We start from the raw sequence: 18,354 nt of genomic DNA on the forward strand, positions 1-18,354 counted from the left end.
AGCATAACTCCGTTTGCTGTTGTATGTCAGTTAACATTCAGTTTGAGCCGCTAGTATTGAACCCAGTTATGTAAAAACATAAACGAGGCAATACTATGAAACTTACTTTTTTACTACCTGCCCTGCTCGCCATTGGCGCAGTATCAGGCTCTGCGCTTGGAGCACAAAACGAGCGAGAGAATGATAAAAGCTTTAAACGCGATCACGACAAACGTGTTGAATATAAACGCGATGAACGCCGCCATGAAAAAAAGCAGCGTATTGAGCATAAAAAAGAAAAACGAGAAGACCGTAAGCAAGAAAAACGTAAGCTTGCTAAGTACAAACAGGAAAAGCGTGAACTACACCGCTACAACCAGCGAAAATATAACTACTTAACAAGCCATCACAATTCAGTCACTTACAGAAAAAATCGATTTATAAACCATTTACCACGCAATAGCGCATCAATCAGATTTAATGGTATTTCGTTTACGTTTAACGACGGCCTTTATTACCGTAAAGCTAAAAGAGGCTACCATGTTGTTAAACCACCTAGAGGCCTGCGTATAAATACGCTACCAAGAAATTACAGGCATTTTAAACACCATAATACGACTTACTACACTTATCAAAATGTGTACTACATTGCGGATAATGATGGTTATACGGTTGTTGATGAGCCATCAACTCGCCTTAATCAGGCAGTAAAAGTGGGTAATGTGAATGACTATAGCTTGGGCCAAACTTACGATTCATTGCCTCAGACAGCACAGGCCGTAATAATTAACTCACAGCAGTATTTTAAATACGGCGATATTTATTTTTTACCGCAAATAAGTGGTGACGACATAAAATACCTTGCCATTAAGCTAGGTTAAACTCGCTATAAATTAAAAGGCCTTACTGTAAATAGTAGGGTCTTTTTCATTCCCCTTCGTAGGTAGTAATTTACAGCAATAAAATCAATTCTCTCTAAACATTAACATGTCTTAGTATTTGTAAGCTTTTTTGTTAAACTAGCTCGCATATTAATAGTGAGAGTGTATTTATGTCGGGTGAGTTTCCACGTGCTGGTTTTTGGCGCCGTTTTGCGTCGTTGGTCTACGATACGTTAGCCATTATTGCGTTTGCGATGTTAACTGTAGTGCTGTATTTATTTGCAGTACAGGGGCTTATTTCTCTCGATGTAATTAGTTTAAATGGCGCAGAGGATGTATCTGCATTTATTCAAAATTCAAATCTTCTTTCGGGTATTCGTACCGCTCTTTTAATTATTGTTAGCTTAGTATTTTTTGGCTACTTTTGGACTAAAAGCGGGCAAACCATTGGCATGCGTGCATGGCGTTTAAAAGTACAAACTCTTGAAGGTAATTTAATTAGCTGGCCGCAATCAATTATCCGCAGCGTTAGCGCTTTACTCGGTTTAGGTAATTTGGTGGTGTTAGTCGATTTTAAAAACAAAAAAGCACTACAAGACTACATCTCTAAAACAGAAGTTATTGCGCTTACTAAAGAAGAAAACAGACGTATTTATAGTGAGCTTGATTAATACCTGCTTTCCAAAACTGGTAATTAAAAAGCAAAAAGGGTGACCACTGGTCACCCTTTTTCATACTTTGAATAGGTACTCTATACCCGTTTATTCATCAAATATGTCGCAAAGCCTATAAATATAATACTAGGTAATACCGCCCCTATAATGGCAGGTATTTGGTAAACCATAACTACAGGGCCAAATATTTCATTAGTTAAGTGAAACACGATCCCCGTTACAACACCCATAATAATACGTGCGCCCATAGTAACGGTACGCAGTGGGCCAAATATAAACGAGAGCGCCACCAGCAGCATTACCGCTACAGATACAGGCTGCATAAGCTTACGCCACAGTGCAAGATCGTAGGTACTAGTGTCTTGTTCGTTTTGCTCTAAGTAAGTTAAATACGACCAAAGCCCGGTAAATGAAAGTGACTCTGGTTTTACCGACACAACTCCTAACTTTTCAGCGGTCAATTGCGAAGAATAAAACTCTTCAGGTAATTGCTCTGTTGTGGTTTTTTCGCTAGTAATAATAACCTTATTTACGTCACGAAGTAGCCAGCCATCTTTTCGGCTCAGTGCATCTTTTGCTTTAGTGATTTGGGTAAGCTCTAACGATTTGTCAAAGTGGTACATGTGTACCCCGTTGAGCCTGCCGTTTTCGTCAACATCTTCAATATTAATAAAATTGCTGCCGTCTTTAGCCCATACACCTTTTTGTGTGTTAAATACATCGCCGCCATGTATTGCTTGGTTACGCATTTCTTTAGCGTGTAATTGCGCTTCAGGTGCACCCCATTCGCCAAGTGCCATCATGCATACAGCCATAAATATGGCCGTTTTCATCACAGAGCCAATTATTTGTAAGCGCGACATACCAGCCGCTTGCATCACTACCAGCTCACTGTTTGAGGCAAGTGCCCCCAAACCCGTTAGGCCACCAATTAGCGCAGCCATCGGAAAAAACACCACTAAATCGCCAGGTATTGTGTAAAGCGTGTAAAGCATTGCGGTCATTAAATCGTAACTGCCACGCCCTACCGACTTTAGCTGGTCGATAAACTTAATTAAGGTGCTAATACCAACAAGTACCAACAATGCAAAGCCGGTAGTTTGTAAAATACTGCGACCTAAATACCAATCAAGCGTTTTCATCATGAGCCTAACTCCCGCTTAGTTACAACGGCTTTAAGCCAAGCGCCCAACGGTCGCCCTTTTATAATTAATAATCCACCTATAAACAAGGCACTTAGATGAATCCACCACAAGCCAATTGAAGGCGGAATTTTGCCATCTTCAACTGCAAATTTAGCGGCATTTAGTAAAATAAAATAGCCTAAGTACAAGCTTATAGCAGGTACTAGTTTTGCAAATTTACCTTGGCGAGGATTAACCACACTTAGCGGTACTGCCAGTAAGGTAAGAAGCGGAATTGATAACGGAATAGCGAGTCGCCATTGCCATTGAGCAATAGATTCAGGAGTATTTATAGCCAATAATTGGTTAGTTGGCACAGCCTCTAATTTACGGCGTTGGTGTTCTATTTCTTGTTCTCGTATTTGTACGCTGTAACCATCAAATTCTGTTAAGTTAAGTGCAGGCGTTGTGCCATCTGTTTCGTAGCGTTTACCGTCTGTTAGCACGAGCTGTTGCTCACCATTTACGGCTTCAACCACAACACCTTGCTCTGCATATACTAAGCGCGCTAGGTTGCCTTTTTCGCTATCGGGTAACTGTGCAACAAATACCTTATTGAGCTCTTTGCCACCCTTTTCAATATTATGAATAAACACCACGGCTTTTTCGTTACCGGTTTCTTGGAACCGCCCAGCTCTGAGTGCGGATAGCCCCGCATCGGCTTTGGCTTGTTCTTTTAATTGATACTCTTGCTCGCTTGCCCACGGCGCAATATACATAGTCAGTGCTGCGGCTAATATAGCAAGCCCTACACTTGATATAAGTGTTACGCGCACAACATACCATTCACTTACGCCACAGGCTTTAAGTACGGTCATTTCGCTATCGGCGTAAATACGGCTGTAGGCTAAAATAATGCCTAAAAATATACTCAGCGGAAGTATTAGCGAGGCTAGTTGTGGAAGTTTTAGTGCAATCATCGATAGCACTAATTTAGCAGGAATGCTGCCCTCAGAGGCATCACCTAAAATACCAACTAACTTTTGTGACAAAAATATTGTCATCAAAGTTAAAAATACGGCGACCTGCGATTTTAAAACCTCAGCGGTCAAATAACGGAAAATTAGCAATGCTCGCCCCTGTTAAACATGGAATTTCACTACGATAGTGAGAATTGAATAGTTAAATAGCTATTTTACCCAATTAATACCGGCAAATAGGCTATTATTATAAGCCATCAAAATTAATTATCCTACCTAAGTGCACGATATAATGTTGCATTAGTAGCCCTTAAGCATATAAAGTTCAATTACACAGTAAGAGTCTAACAAAATCAGCTAAAATAAGAATTATCCTTACATAAGTTACGTAGATAAGACTAGAAAATACTTTTTTAGCCCCAACTTAGTAACTTAAACGACTCAAAACCAGGAGTAACAATGGAATTTAACGTAAAAAGTGGTAGCCCAGAAAAACAGCGCAGCGCATGTATTGTGGTTGGCGTTTACGAGCCACGTAGGTTATCCCCCATTGGTGAACAACTCGATAAAATTAGTGATGGTTATATCTCTAATTTACTTCGCCGTGGCGATTTAGAAGGTAAGCCAGGCCAAGTTTTATTATTGCATCATGTACCTAATGTATTAAGCGAGCGCATATTGCTTGTTGGTTGTGGTAAAGAGCGTGAGCTTGATGATAAGCAATATAAACAAATCATTTCTAAAACTATTAATACCTTAAACGAAACGGGCTCTATGGAAGCAGTCTGCTTTTTAACAGAGCAACACGTTAAAGGTCGCGACACCTACTGGAAAGTACGTCAGGCAGTTGAGACAACGCAAGACTGCTTATATACGTTCAACCAACTGAAAAGTAAAAAAGTAGACCCTCGCCGTCCACTGCGTAAAATGGTGTTTAACGTACCAACACGACGCGAACTAACTATTGGCGAAAGCGCTATTGAGCATGGTTTAGCCATTGCAGCAGGTAGTAAGCTATGTAAAGACGTAGCTAATATGCCACCAAATATTTGTAATCCTGTGTACTTAGGTGAACAAGCACAAGAGCTGGCAACTGATTTTGACAACATCACTGTTGATCTTATTGACGAAAAGCAAATGGCAGAACTTGGTATGAACTCTTACCTAGCTGTTGGCCGAGGTAGTGATAACGAATCGATTATGTCGATTATTAACTACAAAGGCGCCGCTGATGACCAAGCCCCTATTGTACTTGTTGGTAAAGGTCTAACGTTTGATTCAGGCGGTATTTCATTAAAACCAGGCGAAGGCATGGACGAAATGAAATACGACATGGGCGGAGCAGCAGGCGTTATTGGCGCAATGCGTGCACTTGCACAAATGCAATTGCCGATTAACGTTATTGGTGTTTTAGCGGGTTGTGAAAACATGCCTGGCTCAAATGCGTATCGTCCAGGTGATATTTTAACAACAATGTCAGGGCAAACAGTTGAAGTATTAAACACCGACGCTGAAGGCCGCTTAGTATTATGTGACGCACTAACATATGTTGAACGCTTTAATCCAGATACGGTTATTGACGTAGCAACGCTAACTGGCGCGTGTATTGTAGCCCTTGGCGCGCATGCTACTGGTTTACTATCAAACCATAACCCACTTGCGCACGATTTATTAAAAGCGTCTGAGCAAAGTGGCGACCGTGCATGGCAGTTACCGTTATGGGATGACTATCAAGATCAACTAGAAAGCCCATTTGCTGACTTTACGAACTTAGGTGGACGCTCTGCGGGTACTATTACTGCGGCATGTTTCTTATCTAAATTTACTAAAAAGTATAATTGGGCACATTTAGATGTTGCCGGTACAGCGTGGCGCAGTGGCGCTAAAAAAGGCGCAACGGGCCGTCCTGTTCCTATGCTTACTCAGTATTTATTAAATCGAGCGGGTGTAAGCGAAGCTACGCACGATTAATAATCTATTTAGCTATTTATAAGGCGCCATTTGGCGCCTTATTTATTTGTGTATTAATTGAAGCAAACCCCGTTATATGGCAAAATCTGCCTCTTAATTTGTGTATATCAATTTGGTATACATTCAATGTCATGGGAAACCCCGATACAATGAACATGAACGCTAAATTTTTCGTTCTAAAGCAACAAGATGAGTCTAAAGCGAAGGCTGACGATCATTTTGCATTGGCAGCTCAAATTGCGGCCGATCAGTATCGAAATGGGCAGCGTGTGTTTATTTGTGTTAACGATAACGAAGCAGCCTGTGCCATTGATGAAATAATTTGGGCATTCGATCCAGATAGTTTTGTGCCACATAATTTACAAGGTGAAGGCCCTAAAGGCGGCGCACCTGTAGAAATTGGTATTACGCCACCTGTTGGCAATCGTAAAGTTTTAATTAACTTGGCTACTCAGTTACCGGATTACATTCGTCGGTTTAACCAAGTTTTTGATTTTGTACCCGTAGAACCAGCTGCTAAGCAAGCAGCCCGCGAGCGTTTTAAAAAGCTACGCCAACTCGGTGCCAATCTCACCACGCAAGATATTAATAGCTAGCCAATCAGGCAAACTAACCAACTAATTTAAGTACTTATTTAAGGTTCTGTGTAATGGATAAAACCTACAATCCGCAAGATATTGAACAGTCTCTATATCAAGACTGGGAACAAAAAGGCTACTTTAAGCCATCTGGCCAAGGCGTACCATATTCAATTATGATCCCGCCGCCAAATGTCACTGGTAGCTTACACATGGGCCACGCCTTCCAAGATACAATAATGGATACCCTAACGCGTTTTAAACGTATGCAAGGTAACAACACATTATGGCAAGTAGGTACTGACCACGCAGGTATTGCAACGCAAATGTTGGTTGAGCGTAAACTGCATGCCGAAGAAGGCAAAACACGCCACGATTTAGGCCGCGAAGATTTTATTAATAAAATCTGGGAATGGAAAAAAGAATCTGGCGGTACTATCACTAAGCAGCTTCGTCGCCTTGGCGCATCGGTTGATTGGGATCGTGAACGCTTTACCATGGATGATGGTTTATCTGAAGCTGTTAAAGAAGTGTTTGTACGCCTCCATAAAGAAAACCTAATTTACCGAGGCAAGCGCCTAGTAAACTGGGATCCAAAATTACACACGGCTATTTCTGATCTTGAAGTTGAAAACAAAGACAAGCAAGGCCACATGTGGAACTTACGTTACCCATTAGCTGATGGCGTTACAACACAAGACGGAAAAGACTACATAGTAGTAGCAACAACACGTCCTGAAACCATGTTGGGTGACTCAGGTGTTGCAGTAAATCCTGATGATGAGCGCTACACAGATTTAATCGGTAAAGAGATTTTATTACCCATCGTTAATCGTCGTATTAAAATTGTTGCTGACGAACACGCCGATAAAGATAAAGGCACGGGCTGTGTAAAAATAACCCCAGCGCACGACTTTAACGATAACGAAGTGGGCAAGCGTCATCAAATGCCTATGATCAACATTTTCGATAAAGACGCCGCTATTCTTACCCAAGGTGAAACATACACCTTTGACGGTAAAGAGCTTGAGTTTGATGCACCAATACCTGAGCGCTTGCACGGCCTAGATCGTTTTGCAGCGCGTAAAGCAATTGTGGCAGAATTTGAAGAACTAGGTTTACTTGAAAAAATTGAAGACCATGGTTTAACGGTTCCTTACGGCGATCGCTCTGGTGTGGTAATTGAGCCACTGCTTACCGACCAATGGTATGTACGTGTTGCACCACTTGCTGAACCTGCAAAAGACGCTGTTAAAAACGGCGACATTCAATTTGTACCTAAGCAATACGAAAACATGTACTTCTCGTGGATGAACGACGTACAAGATTGGTGTATTTCACGCCAGCTTTGGTGGGGTCACCGCATTCCAGCTTGGTACGACAGTGAAGGCAATGTATTTGTTGGTCGCGACGAAGCCGAAGTTCGCCGTGAAAACAACATTGCAGATAACGTAACGCTAAGCCAAGACGAAGACGTACTTGATACGTGGTTCTCATCAGCGCTTTGGACGTTCTCTACACAAGGTTGGCCTGAAAATACCGATGATTTAAAAACCTTCCACCCGTCTGACGTGTTGGTAACTGGTTTTGATATTATTTTCTTCTGGGTTGCGCGCATGATTATGATGACGCTGCACTTTGTAAAAGACGAAAATGGCAAACCACAAGTTCCGTTTAAAACCGTATATGTAACGGGCTTAATACGTGATGACAATGGCGATAAAATGTCTAAGTCAAAAGGTAACGTACTTGACCCACTAGACATGATTGACGGCATTGAACTTGAAGACCTAGTACAAAAACGTACTGGTAACATGATGCAGCCAAAACTTGCCGCTAAAATTGAAAAAGATACGCGTAAAGTATTTGCAGGCGGTATTGAGGCACACGGCACCGACGCCCTTCGCTTTACACTTGCTGCAATGGCATCTACCGGTCGTGATATTAACTGGGACATGAACCGCCTTGAAGGTTACCGTAACTTCTGTAATAAATTATGGAACGCGAGCCGTTACGTATTAATGAATACAGAAGAGCAAGACTGTGGTTTTGCAAACGATGCACAAAAAGAGCTTTCATTAGCTGACCGCTGGATTTTAGGTCAATTTGAGTCAACAGTTAAAACGTTCACTGAACACCTTGATAACTACCGTTTTGACTTAGCTGCTAACACGCTTTACGAATTCACATGGAACCAGTTCTGTGATTGGTACTTAGAGCTAACTAAGCCGGTATTATTTAAAGGTAATGAAGCACAGCAACGTGGTACACGTAATACACTTATTACCGTACTTGAAAGCTTACTGCGTTTAATGCACCCAATGATGCCGTACATCACTGAAACGATTTGGCAACGTGTTGCACCGCTTGCAGGCCTTGAAACAGCAAACACCAGCATTATGGTTCAGCCGTTCCCTGTATATAATGAAGCAAGCGTTGATGCTAAAGCTATGGATGACTTAGAGTGGGTTAAACAATTCATTTTAGCTATTCGTAATATTCGTGGTGAAATGGATATTAGCCCAAGTAAACCGCTTAGCGTATTACTTGCTAATGCATCAAGCGACGACGTGCGCCGTATTGAAGAAAACAAATCATTTTTAGCATCACTTGCAAAAATTGAAGAGTTTACAATGCTTGAAAACAAAGACGACGCACCTGCATGTGCAACGTCTTATGTTGGCAACCTTGAGATCATGATCCCAATGGCGGGCTTAATTGATGTAGAAGCCGAGCTTTCACGTATTAATAAGCAACTCGAAAAAGCAGAAAAAGGCCTAGCACAAGTGCAAAACAAACTCGCTAACGAAAAGTTTGTTAATAACGCACCTGAAGCGGTACTTGCTAAAGAAAATGCAAAACTGGCTGAGTTTAGCGATGCTAAAACTAAGCTACTTGAGCAAAAAACTAAAATAGAAAGCTTATAAGCTTTCATAAAATGCCTATTAACACTATTTAATAGGCATTAAAAAAGCCGCTCACTTTAATTAAAGTGAGCGGCTTTTTTGTGCCCTGTGATTAACCACGAGACACTTCTACATTAAAACTTGTAGTTATACTGAGCGCCAAGTAATACCGCGTGGCCTTTAGATTCGAAGCCCCACTGGCTGCCCGAGTCATCAGCTTCTGTGAACGTTTGTGTTTTACCACGGATGATACTTACACCAAGATCAACGTTAGAGTTTTGATCAATTGTGTAGTTACCGCCAAACGAGAACCAAAAGCGATCGGTATCAGGAATAGAGATTGATAGGTGCGTTTGTGATACTGGAGACTCATCAAATGCAACACCGGCACGAAGTAGTAAATCTTCGTTGTATTGGTAATCAGCACCTACAGAGTATCTGAAAGAGTCATCAAACTGCTCTTGCTTTTCAAACGCAACAAACTTATCACCAGTTGGTAACGTTACTTGTGCTTCTAGTGATTCAAAGCTGCTCCAACCTGTCCATAATACACTGTAATGTAGGCCTAACTTATCATCTAACTGATGTGAGCCAGAAAACTCAGCAATAGCTGGTAGTGTTAGATCAACAGCTCCTGGTAGCTTAGCGCCGCCTGTACCACCAATAGCTGCTGGTAGATCGTTTGAGAAGTCACCATCAAATGTGATGTCTGTTTCGCTACGATAGTTAAAACCAAAACGGCTGTTATCATCTAGCTGGTACATTAAACCAACGTTTAAACCAAAACCAGTATCATCACCTTGAAGGTTTACAGCATCAGCACCAAAATCAATACCGCTTGCATTAGCACCCACTTTACGAATAACAGTTGCATCAGCATAAATAGCGTTTAAACCAATACCAAAGCTGAATTGCTCAGTTACTTTATAAGCAACGCTTGCATTAAGGTTAACAGTAAAGATTTCTGTTTCGCCAGCAATTTGGCCAGCAACGTATTCGTCGTTAAACTCTGTAGATAAACCAAAGTTAGAAAATGCGCCAAAACCAATCGATACTTTATCGTTGTAAGGCATAGTAAAGTAAACAGCAGGTACTACAGCACTTGGTGCAATGCTGTCGTCATCTAATGCACTTGGGTCAATACCGTTATTAGTACTTTCGCCTTCAATACTTACATCTGGAATTACACCAATAGCAGCAACACTTAGTTGTTTATCTTTAAATAAAGTCATTAGTGCTGGGTTACGTGCAACTACAGACGCATCGTCTGCGATAGAAGCTTCACCAGCGTATGCACGGCCTAAACCCGATGCATTTTGCTCTGATAATTGAAACGCAGCAGCAAAGCTATCAGCTGAAACAAATGCAAGCGAAGCTGCAATAAGAGTTTTAGAAAATTTCATTGTTGAGTCCTTAACCAAACTGACTGTCTGGGTACTATGTGTGTTGTTATTAGGATTTGAAACTTTGCTACACTACCTTAATTTTTTGTAAAAAACTCTATGAATGCGTCAAAAAACAGCAAAAAACATGTTATTTAACGACATTTTAACAACTATTTAAAACTCATCGGATGAGAAATGTGTTATTAGAGTTAAAGCTCTAATTGTAATTAATTATCATTTAGATTGACTTGAAATATATAGCAAATTACACTCACTATAAAATCGCAAAGGAAGTAAAACTGTGATCATTTTATTTATTATTACAGGGCTAATATTTTGTGGGGCGAGTGTATTTTGCTTTTACAAAGCAAACTACTGCGCATGCACTCAAGCAGGACAATGCGATAACCCCGTAAACCATTATTGGTTAGGGGCAATGTTAAATGCGTTGATTTCTTTAGCGCTTTGTTGTTTTGCATTGCATGTAGAGTTAGGTACTTTGCTATGGTTAACACTGATGGGGAGTTGTTTTTTGGGTGCGTTTATTTCTGCAAAACAAACTAAAAAAAGGCAATGCAGTAAAACTAGTTCAACAAATGCTCTTTTAGCAGGCGAGACAAATTAATCTGATAATCAAGAGGCTTAACACTCGCTAGTATTTTAAGCTCTTGGGTGTGCTCACTTAAATCTATGTCTTTAGGTGTAACATGATGATTATGCTTAGCATTATAAAATAGCTTAATTTTAGGTTTAATAGGATTTAATACGTTCCCTTCAAGCACTAAGGCTAAACGTTCATTCGTTAATTTTACAATAGTTCCTACCGGATGGACCCCTAAACACTTTATAAAGCGCTGAACTAACTCACCATCAAACAAGTGCTTATTGGCTAATAAGTAGCGTAATGCATTAATAGGCTCATCACCCTCTTGGTGCATTCTATCGGCTGTCATAGCATCGTACACATCTACAATTGCCATTATACGCGCCGGGCGACTTAACTTTTCAGCTTGCAGGCCTCGCGGATAACCAGAGCCATCTAAACGCTCATGATGATTTACTATCATATCGAGCATAAGGGGAGTTATACCCTTCTCACCTTTAACTAAACCTAAACCTTGGGCAACATGCTTTTTAATTGCTGCTAGCTCGTTATTACTTAGTTTAGTTGGCTTGGAAAATATACCCTGCGGTAATTTAGCTTGGCCCAAGTCATGAAGTAACGCCCCCATTGCAAGCTCTTGTACAACAGCTTTTCCATACCCTAAGTATTTAGCAAATACAGCAGTAAAAATGGCGCAGTTGATCATATGCCGCCAGTTATAGCTATGTTTGTCTTTTATACGAGTAAGAATAGTCATAGCGTTAGCATTACGAAAAACTGAGCTGACTATCTCGCTGGCAATTTCATCAAGCACTTTTATATTAACACTCAGGCCAGATGTTAAATCGCCATATAATGATTGTAACTTTCGGCCATGCTGATCGTAATTTACAGTCGCTTTAGCAAACTCCTGTTCGATAGAAATAGCTATAGGTGTTTTTTCTACTTTTTTTTGGCTATTAGATGTTTTAGGTGCGCTTTGGGGCTTATATTTGGCAGGAACTGGCGCATCACCTTTAGTAAAATCTATAAGCAGCTCGAGCACCCCTTCAGACACTAAACGCTTAATAATAGATTTGTCGCGCACCAAGCCACTGGTCTTAATTTTTATGCTATTGATCCCCTCGTGTTGCTTAGTAACGCTATCAACGTACATACCAGGGGTGAGCTCAGACACAGGCAAAGTAATTAGCATAAAGGTGAGATTTTTTACATTTAAAGTAGATGTACCTTAAATAGCATTAATTAAGCTTAAAAGTCTAGTTTTTGAGTTGTAAGTAGTGATATATAACTACAAAGGATTACTTGCTGTATCACTCTTATTAGCTGTAGTGGGTAATCTTATTTTATGGATAATTAAAACCCTCTTCTATTTTCTTAATAACCTACAACCATTTAGCACTTAAAAGACTATTTGAGTATTATTTTTACGCTTTTAAACAAACTTAATTAACCTAATTTGAACATAATGTGGTTTTTCCTCGGTCTAAATATACACAACAGCTATAAAAATTTAAGAGCATCAACGTATATGACAAAATTAAACCACCCCGTATCAAACTTAAGTGTAGCGGCAATAAGCACCGTTTCTCCTTTGAGTCATATACTAAAAATAGCCGCTCCGCTACTCGATAGCCTATTGGGCATCAATAAGCTGCGTGATATATACCTCTCTAATAATTTATCGGGTTTAGATAAACAAGAGTTTAGTGAAAAGCTGTTAAATGTATTAGGTATAAATGTGCTTGGTGCACAAGGTGTTATTGACAAAATACCAAAGCATGGCCCTTGCATAGTGGTATGTAATCATCCTTATGGCATGATTGAGGGCGTAATAATTGCAAATTTACTCACCCATTATCGTAGCGATACAAAAGTAATGGCTAACGTGGGTTTAAAAATATTTAAAGAAATTAAAGACTATTTTATTTTTGCTAACCCACTAAAACCAAAAGCAGCCATTAATACCAGCGCAATAAAACAGTGTTTTAGTCATGTTAAAAATGATGGCTTACTTGTGGTTTTTCCTGCTGGCAGGGTTTCGTTTTTTCAATCAAAAAAACAACGTGTAACCGACGGACAATGGAATCGCTTAGCGGCTCAACTAGCCTTAAAAACACAAGCCCCTTTATTACCTGTGTTTATTAGTGGTCAAAATAGCCCTATGTTTTACAATTTGGGACGCATTTACTACCGATTTAGATTATTAATGCTAATACGTGAATTACTTAAAATTCAAAAAAGCTCTATTAGCTTAAGTGCTGGTAATTTACTTACACCCAAATTATTAAATAAGTTTGAAAAAACTGACGACATTAACGATATTGCGCGCCTGCTTTGTTATTTAAACGATGAACGCTTTGTAACACCTTGGCAAGACGATGCCCAATCAATGCAACTAAAAGCCATTATGCAGGAAGTTGATAAAACAAAAATGAAAAATGAGCTTGCCAACTTGCCAAGCGAGCAGCACTTAGTCGACTTTAAAGGTTACTCAGTTTATTACGGCTACCAAGAGCAAATACCTAATTGCGTTACTGAAATAACACGCCTCAGAGAAATAACTTTTCGCACATTAAACGAAGGAAGTGGCGAGCCATGCGACACAGATAAGTTTGATGCGACTTACATGCATTTGTTTATTTTTGATCATAAAAATGAAGAAATTATTGGTGCTTATAGAATTGGACAAACCGATTTATTACAAAAAAATAGCGACGTGAGCGCTCTTTATTTATCGCAAATGTTTAACTTTGAACCTTCTTTTATTAATCAGCAACAGCCGTGCTTAGAAATGGGTCGATCGTTTATAGTTCAAAAACATCAGGGCAGTTACCATGGTTTATTACTGCTATTTAAAGGGATTGGTGCGTTTATGGCGCAAAATCCACGCTATAGGACTTTATATGGCACGGTTTCATTAAGTAAACTTTATGACCCTCGTTCTGTTGCAATTATTGACCATGCAATGGTTAATAATAAACAAGGTGTTAGCGCCAATACGCCTTTTAATAATAAGCTCCACCCAGAGTTTGAATACTTTATTAATGACCACACGTTAAATATAAGCCATGTATCAGCATTGGTTATGGGAATAGAAGAAGATAAAAAAGACATACCGATTTTATTAAAGCAATACCATAAGCTAGGCGCTCAATTTCATTGCATGGGCATTGATAGCAACTTTAATCACACGCCAGGATTACTTTTAAGTGTGCACCTACCAAGTGCGCCTGAAAAGCTACTTAAGCTCTACCTTGGTGATAAAAAGGATGATTATATAAATCACTCATAATTTTTACCTGCTGTATTAATATAGCAGGTAAAAATTGAGCAAAAAAGTCGACGTGATTAATTGCGTCGACTTTTTTAGTTATGTAACAGCTATAAAAATATTTAGTTAAGCAGCAGCCACTTTTAAACAACCAATGCTACTAATGAGCTGAGACTGCTTATCAAAATAATTAAAACGTATAGTGTTACCAACTTTAATATGGCTAATACTGACCGTCATTGCATCTTCCCTTAGCATATTTACGCCATATTGCCCTTGTTCGGCTTTACTGTAATGAAACGCTAAAAACTGCTCACTTTCAGGATGTCTTAAATCAATAAGTTGCTTAAATTGTTGTTTACGTTTTTGTGTCACCGTTTCAAGCTCAACACCTGATGACGTAGCAAGTGGTTCAACTTGGCAGTGGATCAACTGCTTTGCATCCCACCTAACAAAAACCACGTTATTGTTATTTATCGATAGTCCATCCGGAAAAATACATAACTTAAAAGGCGCGTAGCCCGATAAATCCATGTTTTGTAATTGGTACAATGCAGGGGCTTTATTGCTCAGTAAATGAGGGATTAACAAACCTCTACTATGCTTTACCGCAGTTATATCAAATACACTTTGGTAATCGTTTAATAATGCGAGTGTTTGCCCAAAATGCGATACCCCAAGCCAAGTACCTCCTCCTTGCGGATCAATGGGGAAAATTGCATTGCCCTGGTGCTTACTTGGAGCGATTGCCGTTTCTCGTGTTTTTTGCTCATCGCGATTAAAAAATAGCTCGTAGCCATCATCAGTTAAAAAGTAGCTTAACGTGCACATTTTAATTTTGCATCGATTTTTGTTGTGCTGGCTGGCTGGCTATTTTCTCTTAAAAAAGTAGCTGTACTTGGTGCTAAACCAAAGCTTTGATCGAGCTGCGACTTTTGAGCAAAAGAAATTTGTGAAATCATCGCGTAATGGTGCACAGCGTGACTGCCTACAAAAATAAGCTCTCGCGCAAGTGATGTGGTTACTGTTTGTACATTTTTGCTTTTAATTGAAACTTCGCTTGAAAGTGATAACGGTTTATTAAAATCATCTGGACTTAGCTGTTCAATCCACGTTGTTATTTCGGCAATTTTTTTTATTGCAGCAGTTGGAGAGTTTTCAATATCTCCTCCTCTTAAGCGGCAATCATAATCTACTTTTTGCGTGCTAAAGCCGGTCATTAAAGATTGATAATGATCGATAATATGTCGCATATGAGCTCCAGCCGAGCTAATAAAGTTAGGAGTGATGACTTGGGAATAGTCCTCTTTAGTTACACCTTCAAGATAAGCGTGTCCTTGAGCTAGTATCTCTAATTGACTATTTAACATTAAATCGGTCTTCCTCATTTATCACTAAAACTTATATGCAAATAATTACAACATGATTTTTGGATGCTAATTTTGCATTGTATAAATAACTAGAAAGCTGTTTTTAAAATTAACTTTCAAAGTTTTTGCAGTAAATGCATTTTTAAATACAAGAGTAATTAATAAGAAGCTAGGTAATATAGAGAGGATAATTAATACATATAAAAGCAAATGGCGCTCTCGGTAGGGATCGAACCTACAACTCAGCCTCCGGAGGGCCACGTGATATCCATTTCACCACGAGAGCACATTTGTTGCCGCCACACCAACTCGCGATATCAGTGCTTTAGCACCCGCAATGATAAAGAGATCTTTAAATAAATACCAGTAAGATCAGCTTATATGCTTATTAATTAAACTCTTTTAAATAAAACACTTCACAAAGGCTTAAAAACACGCTATTTATTCTTATTAGATAAGAAACAGTAACGGTTTAGTAACATTAAAATTATGATTGTCGCTGTGAGGATTAGTTTAATACGAGGAAATAATGATGAGTTTAATGTCTACTGAGCAAGTCGCTGAATTTTTAGGTGTAAAAGTAGAGCGTGTAAAACGCCTCTCTAGAGAAAGTTTATTAATTGCTAAATCTGAAGACGAGAATGGCGAACCACAATTTGATGCGGCCGAAGTAACAAAGTACAAAGAGCTCGCTGAACGCTTTGGTGGTTTGTAACTTTTATAAAAAAGTATTAGTAACAAGTTTATTTAGCTGCGCACGTAACATTATAGATTTACTAGTTATGTTGCGCTCCTCATACCAAGCAATACATAACACCAAAAAAAACAGTTTATAGTAATTTAGCTTATCTATTGATGGGTAAAACGTGCTTGTTTTATCAACGCTATTTTTATAGTTGTTTAACAATGTACTGTCACTGCTCTCATTAAGATTAAAGCTCACTGCAAGGGCTGCCAAATCAAAATATACATCGTTAGTTTGCGCGTACTCAAAATCAATTAAATACATGCCCGAAGCATTTACAATAATGTTATCTTTTACCAAGTCATTATGACAAAAGCCTTCATCAAATTGCATGGCTGCAACTACTTTGAGTGCCTGCTCTATTTGAGGTTTATATTGCGTATATACGCCGGTGCTTTGATAAAAATGCAGCTCTTTAGCTATATCCATTGGCGCGGTAGACGCTTTGTAATTATGTACTTGGGCAAGTTTATTAATAAAGCTAAGCGTTATATCCGATTGCGCTGTATTACCTTCAATATAATTAAATACCGCACGGCTATTCTTTTTATCGAGCCAAACAGGCGCAGGACATATATTAAGCTCACTTAAAAAACGCTGTGCTTCAAGTCCTATGGCTGGCCAATGGCTTTTATAACACTTTAATAAATACCCTTGTTGTTTGGTACGTATTAAAAAATTATCGTTACTAAAACCATTTAGTAGTCGCTCGCTTGAAGTAACGCTAGTAGGCTCTATAAACGCCCTACACATTTTTACTAGTTGATTATGCTCAATCATTAATTAAAGCTGAGCTAGCGGCTTAGCTTGGCTTTGTTCGTACTCTTCGTACCAAGTTTTAAAGCCCCACGCGGCCATAATGGTATAAAATATAAAGAGCGCAAGCGTTGGGTAATAGCCTTTTTCATAATATAAATACATGGAAGCTGCATCTATTACAATCCAGTACAGCCAGTTTTCGAGGACTTTTTTAGCAACTAAGTAAGTAGTTACTACGGCAAAACACGTTGTGAAACTATCAAGATAAGCAAAATCGGCATACGTATAGTTTTGCATAACGTAACCAATTGTAATTGCAGCTACGGTTGTTAAACTAATTAAAACAGCATGACGGTTTATCGACCACGATGTAATATTTAAATTTTCAGCTTTGCCTTTTCTCCATACAACCCATCCAAACACAGCCATATACATATAATAAAAATTAAGTAACGACTCCATGAGCAATGCGCCATTCCAGTACATAATTGTATAAATGAGCGTGCTAAAAAATGCCGCCGGCCAACACCATAAGCTTTCCTTTATTGCCAATAATAAGTACGCCATCGACAATCCTACCGCAATGTATTCCCAATGCGACATTGCTGTAAAACCGCTTAAGGTTTGTGTTAAAAAGTCCATATTATGCAATCACCGTTTAGTTGCGCCATTTGTTATACCAATCTGCTTATATACGGGGTCTATTTAACGTTAAGAAAATCACGCTAAAACTAGGAAAAAATTTTTGTATCTAGTTGTTCTAAATAAAAAATTTTTAACGACGTTATAGTGCAATTTAATTCGTTAAATTGATCAAAGATTTATGCAGATTGGTATTATAGATTATTCAGGCGATAAGTCGCCAGAGAGAAACTTACATACAAAAATAGCTTTACCAAATTCTTCATATGAGCGCTTAATTTCGGTATTTAACACCTGCATTACTAAATCATAATCACCAAAAATTTGCGTTGATAGCGTATTAGTAATCACTTTTAAATTTTCGTATTCGTTTAAGCGGTCAATAAAGCCTTTAATAAACGGAATGTAATCTTGGTGAAGTGGATATTTACTGATCTCTACTGATAATTTCATTTTAAACTCTACTTTTTAATTATTTGATT

At 39.0% G+C, this 18,354-nt stretch carries 17 protein-coding genes and 1 tRNA gene; 8 read left to right on the top strand and 10 right to left on the bottom strand.

All coding sequences use genetic code 11. The annotated features are described in order from the left end of the window. Window positions 1-95 precede the first annotated feature (95 nt). Window positions 96-860 (top strand): DUF6515 family protein, encoded by a 765-nt coding sequence (locus H5160_RS09055; RefSeq protein WP_182711848.1) that lies wholly within the window; start codon window positions 96-98, stop codon window positions 858-860. Between the two features lie 170 nt (window positions 861-1,030). Next, entirely contained in the window at window positions 1,031-1,531 is a 501-nt protein-coding gene (locus tag H5160_RS09060) for an RDD family protein (protein ID WP_002962012.1), read from the top strand. An 80-nt stretch (window positions 1,532-1,611) separates the two neighbouring features. Here H5160_RS09060 and lptG read toward each other — a convergent pair whose 3' ends face one another. Both lptG and lptF read right to left on the bottom strand, forming a co-directional pair. Further along, complete coding sequence (gene lptG, locus H5160_RS09065) at window positions 1,612-2,679, bottom strand: LPS export ABC transporter permease LptG (protein ID WP_182737279.1); 1,068 nt, start codon at window positions 2,677-2,679, stop codon at window positions 1,612-1,614. Beyond that, window positions 2,676-3,788, bottom strand: coding sequence for an LPS export ABC transporter permease LptF (gene lptF / locus H5160_RS09070; protein ID WP_002962016.1), 1,113 nt, complete (start codon window positions 3,786-3,788; stop codon window positions 2,676-2,678). The genes lptG and lptF overlap by 4 nt, the downstream gene beginning before the upstream one ends. A 309-nt stretch (window positions 3,789-4,097) precedes the next feature. Here lptF and pepA point away from each other — a divergent pair, with 309 nt between their 5' ends. From pepA to H5160_RS09085, 3 genes are all read left to right on the top strand, one after another. Continuing rightward, window positions 4,098-5,609, top strand: a complete 1,512-nt coding sequence (gene pepA, locus H5160_RS09075; protein ID WP_024595639.1) for a leucyl aminopeptidase — start codon at window positions 4,098-4,100, stop codon at window positions 5,607-5,609. A 149-nt stretch (window positions 5,610-5,758) separates the two neighbouring features. Beyond that, window positions 5,759-6,205 (top strand): DNA polymerase III subunit chi, encoded by a 447-nt coding sequence (locus tag H5160_RS09080; protein WP_002962020.1) that lies wholly within the window; start codon window positions 5,759-5,761, stop codon window positions 6,203-6,205. Window positions 6,206-6,258: 53 nt separating this feature from the next. Then, entirely contained in the window at window positions 6,259-9,114 is a 2,856-nt protein-coding gene (locus H5160_RS09085) for a valine--tRNA ligase (protein WP_182737283.1), read from the top strand. 113 nt (window positions 9,115-9,227) lie between these two features. Here H5160_RS09085 and H5160_RS09090 read toward each other — a convergent pair whose 3' ends face one another. Further along, window positions 9,228-10,496 (bottom strand): outer membrane protein transport protein, encoded by a 1,269-nt coding sequence (locus H5160_RS09090; RefSeq protein WP_154903642.1) that lies wholly within the window; start codon window positions 10,494-10,496, stop codon window positions 9,228-9,230. Window positions 10,497-10,779: 283 nt separating this feature from the next. Between H5160_RS09090 and H5160_RS20410 the strand changes: the two genes are divergently transcribed. Then, window positions 10,780-11,103 carry a hypothetical protein gene (locus H5160_RS20410; RefSeq protein ID WP_154903641.1) on the top strand — a complete coding sequence of 108 codons (324 nt, stop codon included), beginning with the start codon at window positions 10,780-10,782 and terminating at the stop codon, window positions 11,101-11,103. On the opposite strand, the gene H5160_RS09095 is transcribed toward H5160_RS20410, so the two are convergent. Further along, window positions 11,063-12,277, bottom strand: a complete 1,215-nt coding sequence (locus H5160_RS09095; protein WP_182711846.1) for an HD-GYP domain-containing protein — start codon at window positions 12,275-12,277, stop codon at window positions 11,063-11,065. The genes H5160_RS20410 and H5160_RS09095 overlap by 41 nt on opposite strands. 336 nt (window positions 12,278-12,613) lie before the next feature. Here H5160_RS09095 and H5160_RS09100 point away from each other — a divergent pair, with 336 nt between their 5' ends. Next, complete coding sequence (locus H5160_RS09100; protein WP_182737284.1) at window positions 12,614-14,377, top strand: lysophospholipid acyltransferase family protein; 1,764 nt, start codon at window positions 12,614-12,616, stop codon at window positions 14,375-14,377. Between the two features lie 105 nt (window positions 14,378-14,482). Here the strand turns inward: H5160_RS09100 and H5160_RS09105 are convergent, their stop codons facing one another. The 3 genes from H5160_RS09105 to H5160_RS09115 all read right to left on the bottom strand — a co-directional run bounded on the left by H5160_RS09105 (window position 14,483) and on the right by H5160_RS09115 (window position 16,012). Further along, complete coding sequence (locus H5160_RS09105) at window positions 14,483-15,187, bottom strand: NRDE family protein (protein ID WP_002963038.1); 705 nt, start codon at window positions 15,185-15,187, stop codon at window positions 14,483-14,485. Further along, window positions 15,175-15,726: a DinB family protein gene (locus tag H5160_RS09110; RefSeq protein ID WP_182715601.1), complete on the bottom strand. Its 552-nt coding sequence runs from the start codon at window positions 15,724-15,726 to the stop codon at window positions 15,175-15,177. Before H5160_RS09110 ends, H5160_RS09105 begins: the two co-directional genes overlap by 13 nt. A 211-nt stretch (window positions 15,727-15,937) precedes the next feature. Further along, window positions 15,938-16,012: transfer RNA gene (locus tag H5160_RS09115), tRNA-Arg, on the bottom strand. A 246-nt stretch (window positions 16,013-16,258) separates the two neighbouring features. Between H5160_RS09115 and H5160_RS09120 the strand changes: the two genes are divergently transcribed. Then, complete coding sequence (locus H5160_RS09120) at window positions 16,259-16,441, top strand: hypothetical protein (protein WP_039490259.1); 183 nt, start codon at window positions 16,259-16,261, stop codon at window positions 16,439-16,441. 3 nt (window positions 16,442-16,444) lie between these two features. On the opposite strand, the gene H5160_RS09125 is transcribed toward H5160_RS09120, so the two are convergent. The 3 genes from H5160_RS09125 to H5160_RS09135 all read right to left on the bottom strand — a co-directional run bounded on the left by H5160_RS09125 (window position 16,445) and on the right by H5160_RS09135 (window position 18,325). After that, a complete protein-coding gene (locus H5160_RS09125) occupies window positions 16,445-17,251 on the bottom strand; it encodes a phosphotransferase (RefSeq protein WP_182696134.1) in 807 nt (268 codons plus the stop codon). A gap of 3 nt (window positions 17,252-17,254) precedes the next feature. Beyond that, window positions 17,255-17,872 (bottom strand): nicotinamide riboside transporter PnuC, encoded by a 618-nt coding sequence (gene pnuC, locus H5160_RS09130; protein WP_182737285.1) that lies wholly within the window; start codon window positions 17,870-17,872, stop codon window positions 17,255-17,257. Between the two features lie 201 nt (window positions 17,873-18,073). Beyond that, window positions 18,074-18,325: a hypothetical protein gene (locus tag H5160_RS09135; RefSeq protein WP_002963043.1), complete on the bottom strand. Its 252-nt coding sequence runs from the start codon at window positions 18,323-18,325 to the stop codon at window positions 18,074-18,076. Window positions 18,326-18,354: the final 29 nt, after the last annotated feature.

This window comes from Pseudoalteromonas sp. SG43-4 (genome assembly GCF_014164325.1).
Classification (GTDB): Bacteria; Pseudomonadota; Gammaproteobacteria; order Enterobacterales; family Alteromonadaceae; genus Pseudoalteromonas; species Pseudoalteromonas distincta.